The organism is Aquabacterium soli, from assembly GCF_003933735.1.
In the GTDB taxonomy this organism is placed as follows: Bacteria; Pseudomonadota; Gammaproteobacteria; order Burkholderiales; family Burkholderiaceae_C; genus Aquabacterium; species Aquabacterium soli.
On record NZ_RSED01000023.1, the window covers coordinates 27,135 to 42,682 of the forward strand.

16 protein-coding genes are annotated in these 15,548 nt (G+C 66.5%); 6 read left to right on the forward strand and 10 right to left on the reverse strand.

Going from position 1 to position 15,548, the window contains the following annotated elements:
- Window positions 1-73: 73 nt before the first annotated feature.
- From EIP75_RS20795 to EIP75_RS20825, 7 genes are all read right to left on the reverse strand, one after another.
- Window positions 74-865, reverse strand: a complete 792-nt coding sequence (locus EIP75_RS20795; protein ID WP_233584972.1) for a methyl-accepting chemotaxis protein — start codon at window positions 863-865, stop codon at window positions 74-76.
- A 161-nt stretch (window positions 866-1,026) separates the two neighbouring features.
- Complete coding sequence (locus EIP75_RS20800; RefSeq protein ID WP_125245117.1) at window positions 1,027-2,574, reverse strand: ABC transporter substrate-binding protein; 1,548 nt, start codon at window positions 2,572-2,574, stop codon at window positions 1,027-1,029.
- A 136-nt stretch (window positions 2,575-2,710) separates the two neighbouring features.
- The gene (locus tag EIP75_RS20805) at window positions 2,711-3,490 is read right to left on the reverse strand and encodes a cyclase family protein (RefSeq protein WP_125245118.1); all 780 of its coding nucleotides are present in this window, start codon (window positions 3,488-3,490) and stop codon (window positions 2,711-2,713) included.
- A 96-nt stretch (window positions 3,491-3,586) separates the two neighbouring features.
- Complete coding sequence (locus tag EIP75_RS20810; RefSeq protein ID WP_125245119.1) at window positions 3,587-4,414, reverse strand: ABC transporter ATP-binding protein; 828 nt, start codon at window positions 4,412-4,414, stop codon at window positions 3,587-3,589.
- A complete protein-coding gene (locus tag EIP75_RS20815) occupies window positions 4,411-5,292 on the reverse strand; it encodes an ABC transporter ATP-binding protein (RefSeq protein ID WP_125245120.1) in 882 nt (293 codons plus the stop codon). Before EIP75_RS20815 ends, EIP75_RS20810 begins: the two co-directional genes overlap by 4 nt.
- Window positions 5,289-6,167, reverse strand: a complete 879-nt coding sequence (locus tag EIP75_RS20820; RefSeq protein ID WP_125245121.1) for an ABC transporter permease — start codon at window positions 6,165-6,167, stop codon at window positions 5,289-5,291. Before EIP75_RS20820 ends, EIP75_RS20815 begins: the two co-directional genes overlap by 4 nt.
- Window positions 6,164-7,156 (reverse strand): ABC transporter permease, encoded by a 993-nt coding sequence (locus EIP75_RS20825; RefSeq protein WP_199758661.1) that lies wholly within the window; start codon window positions 7,154-7,156, stop codon window positions 6,164-6,166. Before EIP75_RS20825 ends, EIP75_RS20820 begins: the two co-directional genes overlap by 4 nt.
- Window positions 7,157-7,464: 308 nt before the next feature.
- On the opposite strand from EIP75_RS20825, the gene EIP75_RS20830 reads away from it, so the two are divergent.
- From EIP75_RS20830 to EIP75_RS20850, 5 genes are all read left to right on the forward strand, one after another.
- Window positions 7,465-8,505, forward strand: coding sequence for an AraC family transcriptional regulator (locus tag EIP75_RS20830; protein WP_125245123.1), 1,041 nt, complete (start codon window positions 7,465-7,467; stop codon window positions 8,503-8,505).
- Window positions 8,502-10,073, forward strand: coding sequence for a phytoene desaturase family protein (locus EIP75_RS20835; RefSeq protein ID WP_125245124.1), 1,572 nt, complete (start codon window positions 8,502-8,504; stop codon window positions 10,071-10,073). Before EIP75_RS20830 ends, EIP75_RS20835 begins: the two co-directional genes overlap by 4 nt.
- Window positions 10,074-10,204: 131 nt before the next feature.
- Window positions 10,205-10,993 (forward strand): SDR family oxidoreductase, encoded by a 789-nt coding sequence (locus tag EIP75_RS20840; RefSeq protein WP_125245125.1) that lies wholly within the window; start codon window positions 10,205-10,207, stop codon window positions 10,991-10,993.
- Window positions 10,994-11,046: 53 nt separating this feature from the next.
- On the forward strand, window positions 11,047-12,291 hold the full coding sequence (locus EIP75_RS20845) for a styrene monooxygenase/indole monooxygenase family protein (protein WP_125245126.1): 1,245 nt from the start codon (window positions 11,047-11,049) through the stop codon (window positions 12,289-12,291).
- Between the two features lie 23 nt (window positions 12,292-12,314).
- The gene (locus EIP75_RS20850) at window positions 12,315-12,833 is read left to right on the forward strand and encodes a flavin reductase family protein (RefSeq protein ID WP_233584967.1); all 519 of its coding nucleotides are present in this window, start codon (window positions 12,315-12,317) and stop codon (window positions 12,831-12,833) included.
- A 133-nt stretch (window positions 12,834-12,966) separates the two neighbouring features.
- Here the strand turns inward: EIP75_RS20850 and EIP75_RS24715 are convergent, their stop codons facing one another.
- Together EIP75_RS24715 and EIP75_RS24720 are read right to left on the reverse strand one after the other, a co-directional pair.
- A complete protein-coding gene (locus EIP75_RS24715) occupies window positions 12,967-13,536 on the reverse strand; it encodes an AraC family transcriptional regulator (protein WP_233584968.1) in 570 nt (189 codons plus the stop codon).
- Complete coding sequence (locus tag EIP75_RS24720; protein WP_233584969.1) at window positions 13,530-13,970, reverse strand: cupin domain-containing protein; 441 nt, start codon at window positions 13,968-13,970, stop codon at window positions 13,530-13,532. The genes EIP75_RS24715 and EIP75_RS24720 overlap by 7 nt, the downstream gene beginning before the upstream one ends.
- 246 nt (window positions 13,971-14,216) lie before the next feature.
- Here EIP75_RS24720 and EIP75_RS20860 point away from each other — a divergent pair, with 246 nt between their 5' ends.
- Window positions 14,217-14,762: a DinB family protein gene (locus EIP75_RS20860; RefSeq protein WP_125245128.1), complete on the forward strand. Its 546-nt coding sequence runs from the start codon at window positions 14,217-14,219 to the stop codon at window positions 14,760-14,762.
- Window positions 14,763-14,784: 22 nt separating this feature from the next.
- Here the strand turns inward: EIP75_RS20860 and EIP75_RS20865 are convergent, their stop codons facing one another.
- Window positions 14,785-15,516 (reverse strand): SapC family protein, encoded by a 732-nt coding sequence (locus EIP75_RS20865; protein ID WP_125245129.1) that lies wholly within the window; start codon window positions 15,514-15,516, stop codon window positions 14,785-14,787.
- Window positions 15,517-15,548 lie beyond the last annotated feature (32 nt).

Consider the following 15,548-nt stretch of genomic DNA (forward strand, 5'->3'; position numbering starts at 1 on the left):
GGTTTCCAAAATGCAGACGTCCCGCAGGACAGGATGTGCGCGGGACAGGCGTTGGCGATGAGTTGGCGCTCTCTCAGTCGATCTGCTGCCGCAGCAGCTTGTCCAGGTCGCGGCTGCGGTGGACCTGCTCGTCCAGGCGGCTGAGGAAGGCGGACACGATCTCGATGCGCTTGGCCGCGCTGCCTTCGACCTGCCCGATGGCGTTGCGGGAGGCGTCGTTGAAGCCCACCCCCTCGTCGCCCAGCCGCAGCGTCTTGCCCACCTCGGCATCGGCCGATCGGCAGCAGTCGGACAGATCCCGGGTGAGGCGACCGGCTTCGGCCGCGGCCTCGTCGGTGCGCCGCGCCAGGTTCTTCACTTCGGCGGCCACCACCGCGAAGCCCTTGCCGTGGTGGCCCACCCGGCTGGCTTCGATGGCCGCATTGATGGCCAGCAGGTTGGTCTGGCGGGCGATTTCCTTGATCACGGCCACGATGCCCTCGATCTGGCCCGAGCGGCCCTGCAGGTCCTTGAAGACGGTGGCGGTGGCCTGCAGGTTGAGGCGCAGGGATTCGAAGCAGGCGCTGACGTCCTTGGTGGCCCCCGACGCCGTGGCCACCAGGGCGCTGGATTGCCGCGCCAGCTCGGTGACACGGTCCATGTCGCTGCGGCACAGCTCGATGCCCTCCCGCAGGCGCTGCGCGAGGTCCGCGAAGGCTTCGACGGGCAGTGCTTCCTGCGGTGGCTGGACAGGCTGAGCAGCAGGCGGCACCAGTGCTGGGGCCGGTGAAGACGCCAGCCTGCCGACAGCAGCGCGCTCATCCAGCGGCCTGCGCGCCCCTGGCACGAACAGGCTGAACACAAAAACGAGCCCGAGGAGCACCATCAACACGCCGCTTGTCCAGGCATGTGGTGCCGCCGCCGGGCCCCAAGCTCCCAACGCGGCGACAGCCATGCCCAGCACCGAGACCGCTCTGACAAGGGTGATCGAATTGCAGGACACAGCCATCTTTCCAGCGTCAGGAGAACCGCAAACGAGCCGCCGTGTTACTGGCCGATGGCCTGGGGCACCACGAAGCCGGCGCCATGCGGCGTGAACTTCAGGCCCTTGCGGTAGACCACTGTCTGGCTGTACTGGAACAGGGGAATGACCAGGGCCTCGTCGGCGATGTACCTGCTCACCGCCTTGTAGCCGGCGATGCGCTTGGCCTCGTCCTTCTCGCCCCACAACGGCGCGATCATGCCGTCCAGCACCTTGGGGTCCTTCCAGGCCGAGTGCGGCGAGTGGCTGAACATGGCAAAGCCGGTGGATGTGGAGGGATCGCCGATGGCATTGCCCCAGTTGTAGAAGGCTGCCGGTGCCAGCTTGTGCTGCGAGCGCAGCTCGTAATGCTTGGCCACTTCATAGACCTCCAGCTCGGCCTGCACACCGATGCGCGCCCACATGCCCACCACGGCCTGCATCACCTCGAAATCCTTGGGCTTGAAGCCACGCGTGGTCTGCACCTTGAACTTCAGCGGCTTGTCGCGGGTGTAGCCGGCCTCGGCCATCAGCGCCGCGGCCTTCTTGGGGTCGAACGGGGCCTTGATGGACGCGTCGTAGGCCGCATAGCCCGGCGCTTCCAGCGTGTCCAGCGGGCGCACATGGCCCTTCAGCAGGCGGCTGGCCAGGGCCTTCTTGTCGATGGCCATGGCCAGGGCCTTGCGCACCTTGTCGTTGGTCATGGGCTCGACGTTCGTCAAAAAGATCATGCCGATGTCGGAGATGGGCGCCGTGCTCACGCCGAAGCCCTTGGCCTTGAGTCGGTCGGCTTCTTCATAGGGCACTTCGAGCGTCAGGTCGGAGCGGCCCGACTCCACCTCGGCCACGCGGGACGATGGATCGGTCGTGAACTTGATGACCACGCTCTCGAACACCGGCTTGGGGCCGAAGTATTCCTTGAAGGCCGACAGGCGCACGTGCGAGCCGCGCACGAACTCCTCCACCTTGTAGGGGCCGCTGCCGATGGGCTTCTTCTCGAAGCCGTCGGCGCCCACCTTCTCGAAATAGGCCTTGGGCAGGATGTAGCCCGTGAGGAAGGCCATCCACTTGAACAGCGCAGGCTCGTACTCGCGCACATCGGCCGTGACCTTGTTGCCCGTGGCCTTGATGTTGGTGATCTTGCTCCACAGGAACTGGATGGGGTTGCCCGTCTTCGGGTCGGCGGCACGGCGCAGCGACCAGGCCACGTCCTCGGCGGTGATGGGCGTGCCGTCGTGCCACTTGGCACCGCTGCGAACGGTCATCGACACCTGGGTCTTGTCCGCGTTCCAGCCCCACTCGGTGAGCAGGTCCGGCTTGAGCGACAGGTCGGCGTTCTGTGTGATGAACTGGGCGAACACCGCCTTGTACAGCGACTGGATGGTCGGGTTGACGGCCGACGGACCCACGGTGGGATCCCAGGAGGGCAGGTCCACGTTGTAGGCGATGGTCAGCGTCTTCTGGGTCTGCGCCAGCACGCTGAGCGGGCCGGAGGCCCCCAGGGCGGCGATCACGAGGCCAGTGCTCGCGCAGAAGGAGCGTCGGCCACCATCGTGGTTCGCATTCGTAGTCATAGAAGCCTTTCCCGGCGCGCATGTCGGCGCCATCAAACAGACAAAGCAATCCCATTGCCCATGCACGATGGGCAACGACGCAGAACGATTCAGGAGCGCTGCCAGGCAGCGGTGGCCGGCCAGGCCGGCCCTTTGGTCAGCTCTTGACCAGGGCCAGCACCCGCAGCGGAGAGCCGGAGCCTTCCTTGATCTTGAGCGGGGCGCTGATGATCAAGGCGCCCGTCGGCGGCAGCTCGTACAGCTTGTTCAGGCACTGCAGCCCGAACTTGTTCGCACCGTGCATCAGCGTGTGGCAGGGGTAGGGCAGCTCCCAGCCGAAGGACTGGCCCGCATCGGTGTTGATGGTCTCGACACCGAAGCCACGCACATCGCGGGACACCAGCAGCTCCACCGCGGCCTTGTCGGGCCCGGGTGTGTGCGGACCATCGGCGGCGAGGTTGGCAAAGGTCTCGGGGGCCGAGATCTTCTTGCACCAGTCGGTGCGCAGGAACACCCAGGCGCCAGCCGGGATGCGGCCATGCTTGGCTTCCCACTGCTCGATGAAGGGCACAGTGAGGATGAAGTCGGGGTTCGCGGCCACTTCGGCGCTGGCGTCGATCACGCAGGCGGGGCCCACGAAGGCCGCTGGGTCGATCTCGTCCACCGTGTTGGCCGGGAAGTCCTTGCCGCTGACCCAGTGCACCGGCGCGTCGAAGTGGGTGCCGGTGTGCTCGCCGCAGCTGAAGTTGTTCCAGTACCAGGCGGGGCCAGCCTCGTCGTACTGCGAGATCTTCTCGCGCTTGAAGCCCCAGACCTGTCCGAATTCCGGCGGCAGCTGGAGCGCGGGGAAGTCCTCGGACAAGGTGTGGGTCAGGTCCACGATGCGCACCGCACCGGTGGCGAGTTCCTGAACGAGATCCTGGAGGACGTGGGTCACTGCATTGCTCCTGCGAAGGTCTGACGATGATGCTATCTTGCCCAGCCTGGGTGGTGGCTTCTATCCAGAATCCGCACTCGGCTATCCAGCTGGCGCTTATCCTTCCACCGCGTCCAGCCAGTGGGCGTCCGGCACCGGCAGGGGGATGGAATCGAGCAGCTTGCGCGTGTACTCGCTCCTGGGTTGCGCGAAGACCTCGGCCGAATTTCCGGACTCCACCACGTGCCCGCCACGCAGGATCAGCACGCTGTCGCACAGGCTGCGCACCAGCGACAGGTCATGGCTGATGAAGATCAACGAGACCCGTTCATCGCGCCGCAGCGATTCCAGGAGCTCGACGATCCGGGCCTGGGCGGACACGTCCAGGCCCGAGGTCACCTCGTCGGCGATCAGCACCTTGGGTTTCAGCGCCAGCGCACGCGCGATGTTCACGCGCTGGCGTTGCCCGCCAGACAGTTCGTGCGGGTACCGCGATGCAAAACCGACCGGCAGGCCCACGCGGTCCAGCAGGGCCGCAGCGGCCTGCTCCGGACGCTGGCCGTTCAGGCGGTTCAAGGCCTCCAGTGGACGCACGATGCTGGCACCCACCCGGCGGCGCGGGTTCAGCGCCGACATCGGGTCCTGGAACACCAGCTGCAGGCTGGCGCGGTAGTCACGCAGCCGGGTGGCGTCCATCTCCGGGCCGATCGGTGCGCCATCGAACTCGATGAACCCGCGCTGCGGCGGCATCAGCAAGGTGAGTGCACGGGCCAGCGAGCTCTTGCCGCTGCCCGATTCACCGATGACACCCAGCGCCTGGCCGGCCTCGACGGAAAAGTTGACATCCTGCAGGATGGCGCGCACGGCCTTGTCGCGCCGCCCCTGGGCGGACAGATCGGGCACATCCAGGCCCAGGCCCCGCACGTGCAGCAGTGGCTGGGTCATGCGGCCTCCTTCAGGGCGTCGATCTGCAGCGCCTCGGCCTGGAGCGTGTCGATCAGGGTCTCGCTCACCGGCGTCAGTTGGTGCCCCGGCCGGTCGAAGCGGGGCGTGGCGGCCAGCAGGGCGCGCGTGTACGGGTGCTGCGGGTTCTGGTAGACCTCGTTCACGCGGCCGGATTCGAGGATGCGGCCCGTGTGGATCACGCTCATCTCGTCGGCCAGCTTGGCCACCACGCCCAGGTCGTGGGTGACGAACAGCACGCCCTGCCCTTCGCGGGCCAGCTCGCGGATCAGCTTGAGCACTTCCTTCTGCACGGTCACGTCCAGCGCCGTGGTGGGTTCGTCGCAGATGATGAGCTGCGGCCGGCAGGCCCACGCGATGGCGATCACCACGCGCTGGCGCATGCCGCCCGACAGCTCATAGGGGTAGAGGGTGCGCACGCGCTCCGGGTCGCGCACATGCACCTTGTCGAGCAGCGCGATGCATTCCTTGCGCAGGTCGGCGCCCCGGATCCCGCTGTGCAGGCGCAGCACATCTTCCAGCTGGGCGCCGATGCGCCGGAGCGGGTTGAGCGCCGTCAGCGGATCCTGCAGCACCATGCTCACGACCTTGCCGCGCAGCGTGCGCCACCCGCGCTCGTTCGCCTGTGTCACGTCCTTGCCGGCCAGGATGATGTTGCCACCCGTGATGCGCGCACCGGCTGGCATCAGCCCCGTGGCGCAGCGTGTCACCATGGACTTGCCGCCGCCGGACTCGCCCACCAGCGCGTGCACCTGGCCGGCTTCGACACGCAGGTTGACGCCCCGCAGGATGCGCGAGACGCGCCCCGCGGAGGTGATCGACATCTCCAGGTTCTCGATCTGAAGTACGTTCTTGCTCATTTGCGCACCACCGGGTCCAGTTCATGCCGCAGGCCATCGCCCAGCGCGTTCAGCCCGACCACCGACACGATGGTCGCGATGATGGGCACCGTCATCAGCCAGGGCGATTGGTTCACGTAGAGGCGTCCTTCGCCGATCATGCTGCCCCAGGTGGCCTCGCCCGAGGCGATGGACAGGCCGACGAAGCTCAGGATGGCCTCGACCACGATGGCCACGCCCATCTCCAGCGTGACCAGGGTGATCAGCAAGGGCGCGACGTTGGGCAGGATCTCGCTGAACAGCGTGCGGATCGGGCCCAGGCCCAGCATCTGCGCCGAGGTCACGTAATCCAGCTGCCGCTGGGCGCGCACCTCAGCACGCACGATGCGCGCGAAGCGGGTCCAGTCGACCACGACGATGGCGATGATCACCGAGGTCAGGCCCGTGCCCAGCAGCGCGACCAGAACCACCGCCAGCAGCACGGGCGGGAAGGCCATCCACACATCGACCATGCGGCAGATGACGGCATCGAGCCGGCCGCCGAAGTAGCCTGCCAGGCCGCCCAGCAGCGTGCCCACCAGGGCCGACAGCGTGGCGGCCAGCAGGGCCACGATCAGCGCCGTGCGTGCGCCCCAGATCATGCGCGAGACGACATCGCGGCCCAGGCTGTCGGTGCCCAGCCAATGCATCACCGCGGCATCGCCCTCCATCAGGGGTTCGGCCAGGGTGCCCGGCGGCAGCAGCGGCGACATCAGGTCCTGCGCCAGCGGGTCCACCGGGGCCAGCCACGGGGCAAAGACCGCAGACACCAGCAGCACCAGCACAATCAGGGCACCCAGCACCACCCGCGGGTTGCGCACCAGGCGGGCATGGATCGGAACAGCAGCGCGGCTCATGTCGAGCTCCTCAGGCGGGGGTTGATGGCCAGGGTCAGCACCTCGACCAACAGGTTGATCAGCACGAACAACAGCGCAAAGGTCAGCACGATGCCCTGGATCAGCGGCAGGTCGCGGGCGATCACGGCGTTGATGGCCAGCCCGCCGATGCCGGGGTAGCTGAACAGCCGCTCGATGAGCACGGTGCCGCCCAGCATGAAGGCGAACTGCACGCCGGTGAGCTGCAGCGTGGGGGTGATGGCATTGGGCAATGCCTCGACCCACAGCACCCGGGTGCCCGACATGCCCTTGAGCCGGGCCAGCAGCACATAGTCGGACGACAGTGCCTCCAGGATCGAGGCCCGCAGCACCCGCGCGATCATCGCGCTCACGGGGATGCCCAGGGCCACGGCGGGCGCCATCGAATGGAGGACCACCGAGGCGGTGACATCCCAGCGGCCCCTGAGCAGGCTCTCGAAAAAGTAGAAGCCCGTGTGCGCGTCGAAGGCGATGGTGGGGTCCACGCGCCCCGAGATCGGCAGCCACATCCAGAGCACACCGAACAGCAGGATGAAGATCAGGCCCCACAGGAAATCGGGGATGGCCTGGCAGAAGGCGGTGACACCATCGATGGCCGAGGCCAGCCAGGAGCCCTGCCCCGCCGCGGCCATGATGCCGAGCAGCCCCCCGGCCACCACGGCCAGCGTCAGCGCGGTGAAGCCCAGCTCCAGCGTGGCCGGCAGGCGCTCCAGGATGAGGCCGAGCACGTCCTGCTTCAGGCTGATGGACACGCCGAAATCCCCCTGCACGGCGTGCCAGAGCCAGATGCCGAACTGCTCGGGGATCGGCTTGTCGAGGCCATAGAAGGCGCGCAGGTGGGCGATGTCCTCGGGGCCGGCCCCGGGCGGAATCATCATCGCCACCGGGTCCCCAGGCACCACCCTCATCAGGAAGAAGACGACCACCGCCACGCCCAGCAGCGTGAGCGCGATGTGAAAGAGGGTTTTCAAGAAGGCTTTCCAGGACATCGATGACGCATCAAACGGGCTGTGGGCCTGTCCGACTTCCGCCGTTGAACACAGGCCTGATGCTCGCCGCCGGGGCGCTGGAGGGCTATCCATTGGCCGCGAGCCTGTAGCCGAAACGCGCCGATTGGTCCGCACGCACCGGGTGAGCCCGCAAATTGCTTTACCTCTTAAGTTACTGGCAAGCCTGAGGTTTTCGGCCCGTGTCGGATTTCCTGGTGGCTAGGCGCAAACCCTAGTTGCCTGGCTATTACTTTATCTGTCAACTATCCGTCACACTCCTGGAGTGATCGATGTCCCCTTTCCCCGCCCCACAACTACTCGACAGTTTCCCCCTTGTCCGGGCTTGCACCGCCGAGCAGGCCCGCCATGAGATCGGCCGCGCCTTCTCTCAACACCAACTGGAACTGCATGGCGACACCCAGGCTCTGCATGCCCACCACAACCAGGTCCGCCTGGAAGAGGCTTCGCTCAACGTGCTGTCGTACGGCGCAGAGGTCACCATCGACCCTGGCGAGCGTGGTGATTTCTACATGGTGCAGATCCCGTTGCGGGGATCGGCACGCCTGGAATCGAGCAGCGATGACATCCACGTGGATTCGGACGTGCTGAGCATCCTGCAGCCCAAGGGACACGGGCGCATGCACTGGAGCAGTGACTGCCAGATGCTCCTTTTGAGTGCACCCAGCCAGCTGGTGCAACGCCGCTTCTTCAACGACCACGCCCCCCGGACACTGGACTTCGCGTTGAGCCGTTCCCGGCAGGACCCGGGCGTGGCCGCGTGGTGCCAGGCGGCCATGGACATCACCCACAACCTGGACAAGTTCGGCTCGCTGTGGCTGAGCCACCGGGCGGCGTGCGCCTCGATGGAAGAGTTCCTGCTGTCGGCCTTCGCCCTGCTCATGCCCACGGATGCGGGCAACACCCGCCCGGAGCGCAACAACGAGCGCTGCGTGCGCCGCGCCAAGGAATACATCCATGCGCACCTGGACCGGGCCCTGACCCTGTGCGAGATCTCGGACCACGCCTGCGTCAGCGCGCGCACGCTGGAATCGGCCTTCCGGCGCCAGGGCGAGGCCTCACCGCTGAGCTATGCGCGGGATCAGCGCCTCAAGGCCGCGCATGAACTGCTGTGCAACGCCAACCGCTCCGGCCGGCCGGTGGCCGTGACCGAGGTGGCACTGCACTTCGGCTTCGTGCACCTGGGGCGCTTCGCGGCCCAGTACCGCAAGCGCTACGGCTGCTCGCCCTCGGACACCCTGCGGCCCCGCGTGGCGGGCTTCATCCCAGGGCAATTTCGTCACTCTGAACATTCTCTTCTGCAAGCTGCATGAGTTCATTCGATGCCATCGTCGTGGGCAGCGGCCTCAATGGTCTGGCCGCCGCCGTTCACCTGTCAGCCAAGGGCTGGCGCGTCCTGGTGCTGGAGCGCCAGGCACTGCCTGGCGGCGCGGTCAAGACCGTGGAGTGCACCCTGCCCGGGTTCCGCCATGACCTGTACGCGATGAACCTGAGTTCTTTCGCTGGATCCCCTTTCCATGCCGAGCATGGCGGCCTGCTGGCCAAGCATGGCCTGGGCTTCGTGCCCGCCGACAAGCCTTTCGCCTCGGCCTTCCCGCCCGCTTCGCAGCTGCCCTGGGTGGGCGTCGAGAAAGGCCTGGAGGCCACGCTGGCGCACGTGCGGCGGGCCAACCCGAAGGATGCCGAGCGCTGGCAGCAGCTGGACAAGACCTTCGACGAACAGGCGCCCTACCTGTTCGGCCTGCTGGGCACGCCCGCGCCGTCGTGGGCTGCGCTCAAGCTGCTGTGGCGCCTGTACCGTGGTCTGGGCCTGCAGAAGGCCTCGGCGCTGGTGCGCATCCTGCTGAGCTCGCCGCGCGACTGGCTGCACGAGCACTTCGAGAGCCCTTCCGTGCACTGCATGCTGGCATCGTGGGGCATGCACCTTGATTTCGGGCCCGATGTGTCGGGCGGTGCCTTGTTCCCTTACCTGGAGGCCATGGCCAGCCAGCGCTTCGGCATGATGCTGGGCCAGGGCGGTGCCGACACGATCATCAAGGCGATGACCAAGGCCATCGAAGCCGCTGGAGGCGAGGTGCGCACAGGTTGCGAGGTGGCCAGGGTGACCGTCGAATCCGGGCGTGCCACCGGTGTCGAACTCGCCAGCGGCCAGACGCTGCTGGCCAGCAAGGCCGTGATCGCCAACGTGCACCCACGCGCCCTGTATGGCCGACTGCTGGGCAAGGATGCGCCCGCCGACAGCGCCGGGGCTGCCAGGCTGCGCCCTGGACCGGCCACGATGATGATCCACCTGGCCATGGACTCGCTGCCCGACTGGGCCGCTGGTGAAGCGCTCAAGCAGTTCGCGTATGTGCACCTGGCGCCGTCGCTCACGCAACTGGCCACGACCTATGCAAACTCACTCGAAGGCACCTTGCCTTCGGAGCCGATGCTCGTCGTCGGCCAGCCTACCGCACACGACCCCTCGCGGGCACCGGCCGGCCAGCATGTGCTGTGGGTGCAGGTGCGCACGCTGCCCTACGAGGTGCGTGCCGACGCGTCAAATGAACTGCCCGCCGGCAGCTGGGACGCGCTCAAAGAAGCCTACGCCGACCGCATGATGAACCTGCTGGAAGGCTATGCCCCCGGCATCAAGGCCAAGGTGCTGGCCCGCACGGTGCTGTCCCCGGTCGATCTGGAACGGGACAACCCCAACCTGGTCGAAGGCGACAGCCTGAGCGGCAGCCACCACCTGGACCAGTTCTTCATGCTGCGCCCGGGCTGGGGACGCGCACGCTGGCGCACCGGCGTGCAGAACCTGTACCACGTGGGCGCCAGCACCTGGCCGGGTGGCGGCACGGGGGCCGGATCCGGCTACATGCTGGCGCGCGAGCTCGCCTGAGCTGCAAGGACGAAGGCCGCAGTTACTGGATAGGCGCTGCAGCCTGCGGCTACTGCTGATGCCGCCCTTTCGATCAAGATCAATGCACGGTGACACACCGCGCATTGATCAGAGCGATCGAAAGGAACGTCATGCAAGGATTGAACGGAAATGTGGCCATCGTCACGGGCGGCGCCACCCTGATCGGCCAGGCCGTCGTCGAGCGCCTGGTGGCCGCCGGGGCCCAGGTGGTGGTGTTCGACATCGATGCTGAAGGTGGCACGCAGTTGGCCTCCCGCCACCCCGAACAGGTGCAGTTCCACACGCTGGACCTGACCGATGACGCCCAGCTCGACGTCCGTGTGGCCGAGGTGGTCCGCACGCTGGGCGGCGTGCACGCCCTGGTCAACCTGGCCTGCTCCTACCTGGACGATGGCGCCGCCTCTGGCCGCGCAGACTGGCTGCAGGCCCTGAACGTGAACGTGGTCAGCGCCGTGATGATGGCGCGCGCCGTGCGCGAACCCATGCGCCAGGCCGGTGGCGGTGCCATTGTCAACTTCACCAGCATCTCGTCGAGCGTGGCGCAGACCGGCCGCTGGCTGTACCCGGTGTCCAAGGCCGCGCTGCTGCAGGTCACGCGCAGCATGGCCATGGACTTCGCGCCCGACCGCATCCGCGTGAACTCGGTGTCACCCGGCTGGACCTGGTCTCGCGTGATCAGTGAATGCGCCGGCGGCAACCGCGCCAAGGCCGATGAGGTGGCCGCGTCCTACCACCTGCTCGGGCGCTTGGGCGATCCGGCCGAGGTGGCCGAGGTCGTCGCCTTCCTGCTCTCAAGCCATGCCAGCTTCGTGACCGGCGCCGACTACGCCGTCGACGGCGGCTATTCGGCCATGGGCCCCGAGCAGAACGTGCCCGCCATTCCCCGCCTGATGGCTTGAGCCGCCACCGCACAGGCACCCAACCCCCATTCTTCTGACCAAAGGAACGCACCATGCGCCGCATCGCCATCGTGGGTGGAGGCCAGGCCGGCCTGCCACTGGCCCTGTCACTGCTCGACAGGAAGTACGACGTCACCCTCGTGTCCAACCGCACGCCAGACCACATCCGTGCGGGCAAGGTCATGTCCAGCCAGTGCATGTTCGACGCCTCGCTGCAGATCGAACGCGACGTGGGCCTGAACCAGTGGGAAGCCGTGTGTCCGCCGGTGGAGGGCATCAGCCTGACCGTGCCGCACCCGGAGCAGCCTGGCGCCAAGTTGATCGACTGGTCGCACCGCCTGGACCACATCGCCCAAGCCGTGGACCAGCGCGTGAAGATGCCGGCCTGGCTGGAGCTGTTCGAGCAGCGCGGCGGGAAGCTCATCCTGCAGGATGCGGGCGTGGCCGAGCTGGAAGAACTCGCGGCCACGAATGACCTGGTGATCCTGGCTGCCGGCAAGGGCGAGGTGGTCAAGCTGTTCGAACGCGATGCCGCGCGCTCACGCTTCGAGCAGCCGCAGCGCGCCCTGGCCCTGACCTATGTGCATGGACTGGCCCCGACACCCGAGTACAGCCGCGTCTCCTTCAACCTGATCCCGGGCGTCGGCGAGTACTTCGTGTTCCCGGCCTACACCTTGAGCGGCCCGTGCGACATCATGGTGTTCGAAGGCCTGCCCGGCGGCCCGATGGATGGCTGGAAAGGCATCACCAGCCCGCAGGAGCACCTGGCCTTCAGCTGCCAGATCCTGCAGACCTACCTGCCCTGGGAGGCCGAGCGGGCCCGCCATGCCGAGTTGACCGATGCCAACGGCATCCTGGCGGGCACCTTTGCGCCGACCATCCGCAAGCCGGTGCTGCGCCTGCCTTCCGGCAAGCTGGTGCTGGGCCTGGGTGATGCGGTGGTGGTCAACGACCCGATCACCGGGCAGGGTTCGAACAACGCCACCAAGGCCTTCCGCGTGTACCTGGATGCGATCCTCGCCCGAGGGGACCAGGCCTACAGCGAGGACTGGATGAACCAGACCTTCGAGACCTTCTGGCACTATGCGCAGGATGTGGTGGCGTGGACCAACTCGATGCTGATGCCGCCCCCGCCGCACCTGTTGAACCTGCTGGGTGCTGCCGGCCAATGCCCGCCGATCGCCAAGGCCATCGTCAATGGGTTCAACCACCCGCCGAGCCTGTACCCGTGGTGGGGCGATGAGCAGGCCTGCGAACAGTTCGTCGGCGAGAAGATGACCCAGGCGGTGGCCGCATGATGGCGATGCAGGGAGCACTCACCATGAGTTCTGCACGCAGCCCGGTCTGGGGCCAGACCGAGTTCGAATGCAAGGCACTGCGTCAGGCGCTGGGGCGCTATCCTACGGGGGTGGCCATCGTCACGGCGCGCTGCCCTGATGGACGGGCCATCGGGCTGACCATCAACTCGTTTGCATCTTTGTCGCTGTCACCGGCGCTGGTGCTGTGGAGCCTGGTGGACCGCTCGCCCAACCTGGCGGCCTTCCAGCAGGCATCGCACTTCGCGATCAGTGTGCTGGGGCAGGATCAGCAGGCATTGGCGAGCCGCTTCGCCAACCCCGCCGTGGTCGACAAGTTCGATCAGGTGGCGGTGCGGGAGGCGCCGGAGGGGATGCCGGTGATCGAGGGGGCTGTGGCCACCTTGGTATGCAGTACCGTCAAGCACCACAGTGAAGGCGATCACGAACTGTTCATCGGGCGGGTGGTGCGACTGGATACGCTTGAAGGGGCACCGCTGGTGTTTCACCATGGACGGTTTGAGTCGCTGGTCCATGCGTCTTGATCGAGTGCCAGAGCCCGCACGTTCTTTGCCTGCGTTGGATTGAGCGCTTGTTCGTGACAGCGCGGGGCGGGGTCTGAGGGCGCCCGGCCGGATGCCAACACATCCCGCGCCCCGCGCTGCAAAGACAAAGCGCTCAAGCTCTCCGCAAGGTCTGACTGGGCGATTCGCCGAAGCGATCCTTGTACTCCGCACTGAACCGCCCCATGTGCGCGAACCCCCATCGCAGCGCGACCGAAGCCACGCCACCGCTGACGGGCCCCGCCAGCAGATCCCCCCGAACCCGCTCCAGGCGGGTATGGCGCAGGTACTGCATCGGGCTCATGCCACAGAAATCCTGAAAGCCCGCGTACAGGCTGCGCAAGCTGACACCCGCGATCTCGGCCAGGGCCTCGGCCCGGATGGTCTCGTGGGCATGGGCCTGCAGGTACTCCTGCACGCGCTTCACATGCCGGGGCAGCACGGTCGAACGCCGTGCCAGCGGTTCGTCGCTGAAGTTGTGGGCCTGGCAGGACAGCAATGAGGTGGCCACCAGTTGCTCGAGCTGGCCCACCAGCAGCTTGTGCTCCGACACATCGCCGGCTTGCTCGGCCCAATCCACCAGGTAGCGCACGAGGCATTGCCAGGCGGGCTGTTCCTTCCAGCGAAAGCCCAGAGAAAACTGCAGAGGCGCATCCGGCTCATGCCCCAACTGGGCGGTCAGCATGCGCTCCGGAATGGCCGGGCAATGCGCACCATCAGCTGGTCGCAATCGGCACTCCATCGCATGGCGGTTCCCAGGTGCGGGCTGATCACCGAGGCCACATCGGGTTGCGACTCCAGCGTGTCGAAGCCGCTGCGCACCTGGGCACGCCCCTGCAAGGGCATCATCACCAGGAAGAAATCCTCCAGTTCGCCAGGCTCGATCTGCACCTCGGCGCCATAGCACAGGCGGCTGATGCTTACATCGCCGAAGCCCAGGTGGTGCATGCGCGCGTCCAGGCTCTGCCGGCCGCTGGCGATGTTCAACGCGTGGGGTTTCATCACGCGGGACACCAGCGCGCGCGTCTCCTGCACATCGCGCGAGGCGAACAACTGCCTCGTCGGCGCGACCAGCATCGCTCGATGCAGGCCGGCAGAAGCCGGGGTCGATGTGGACATGAGCATGAAGCCTCCGTGTACGCCAAGAAGCCAGGTGCGCCAATGCACCGTCGCAGCCTGCGGCACGCAAAAGCGGTGCCAAACGGACAGGAAACTTTAGACCTAAATAAATACCCTGGATTCGGGTGTTTCCCTGAAATGGGGCACCGATCTGTGCAACGGCGCACCGTCGTGATGCGACTACCTGTCCGAGAGGCGGATAAGCTGCTCGCAGACGCAATTCCATTCATCCCGAAGCAGCGCCCCATGACCCCTAGAGCACAACTGCAGCTACTGGCCCAGTACAACCTCTGGCAGAACCAGAACCTCTACTCGGCGGCCGACAGGCTGCCCGCCGTCGAGGTCACTCTCGAGCGAGGCGCCTTCTTTGGATCGATCCAGGGAACGCTCAACCACCTTGCCGTGGCTGACACCATATGGCTCAAGCGTTTTGCAACGCTTCCCGCGTGCAAGCCCGCGCTGGAGCGGTTGAACGAAACGCCCAGACCAACGCGGCTGGATGAGCCGCTTTTCCCGGACTTCGCCTCGCTGAGAACCTACCGCCATTGGCTTGACGGCCTGATCGCTCACTTCGCCACGGAAGTCCCAGAGGAGGCGTTGTCCCTGTCACTGACCTACGCGAACATGAAGGGTGTCGAATCCACCCGAAACCTGTTCGCGCTGCTGATGCATTTCTTCAACCACCAGACCCACCACCGCGGTCAAGTCTCCACCTTGTTGTCCCAGGCGGGGGTCGACCTGGGGATCACCGATCTGCTGCCGATCATTCCTCAGGTGGATGTCCAGGCTTGAATGGTCAACGGGCCCGCCGATTTCAGTGCTCTGCACTCGCCACGCGGTTCACCAGCGCCGACCAGGCGCCAATCGAAAAGAAGTGCGCATAGGCCAAGGTCAGCCAGCCCTTGGCCCGCCAGGCCAGGAAGGTCGCGTCGGGGAGCTTGGCGAAGCGGTCAGCGTCGATCTCCTTGAAACCGGCCAGGCTGAGGCGTTCGCCGCTGCGCAGCGTGACGTCTGCGCGGTGGTCGACCAGCAAGTCGGCCTCGGACAGGGCCTTCGAAAACGCGGCCGCCTCGAGGTGCTGTGCCTGATAGTCGCGACAGAAGGTCAGCGCGCTGCGGGTCAGCGCCGTCGGCTCGCCGGCATCGTCGAACAGCGGGCGGTCGCGGCCGGCCACGAGTGCCTCGGACGCCTCGTCGATGCACAGCGTCAGCTCGGCGCGTGCTTCGTTCTCCAGGAAGATGAACGGGTAGCGGCGGATGTAGGCCGGCACATACACATCGGTAGACCACTGCCCGTCGGGCTCGACGAACAAATTCTGCTGCCCACGCAGGCCCAGGATGGCCACGGGGTGCGGGGTGGCCTCATGGCTGAAGACGATGGGAAAGTGCCTTGCGGCCATCGACATCTCTTCGGCCACCAGCGGCACCGCGTTCGTGGTGGCGGCGAAGGCATAGCCAGGGTCACGGGCCAGCGAGCGCTCGCCATGCTCCCCAGGAGTCAACACCCGGGGCGACTTGTAGAACAGCGGAAGGGAAGCGTCAGTCATCCAGAAACGTCCAGTTCATTCGTTGACAGGGC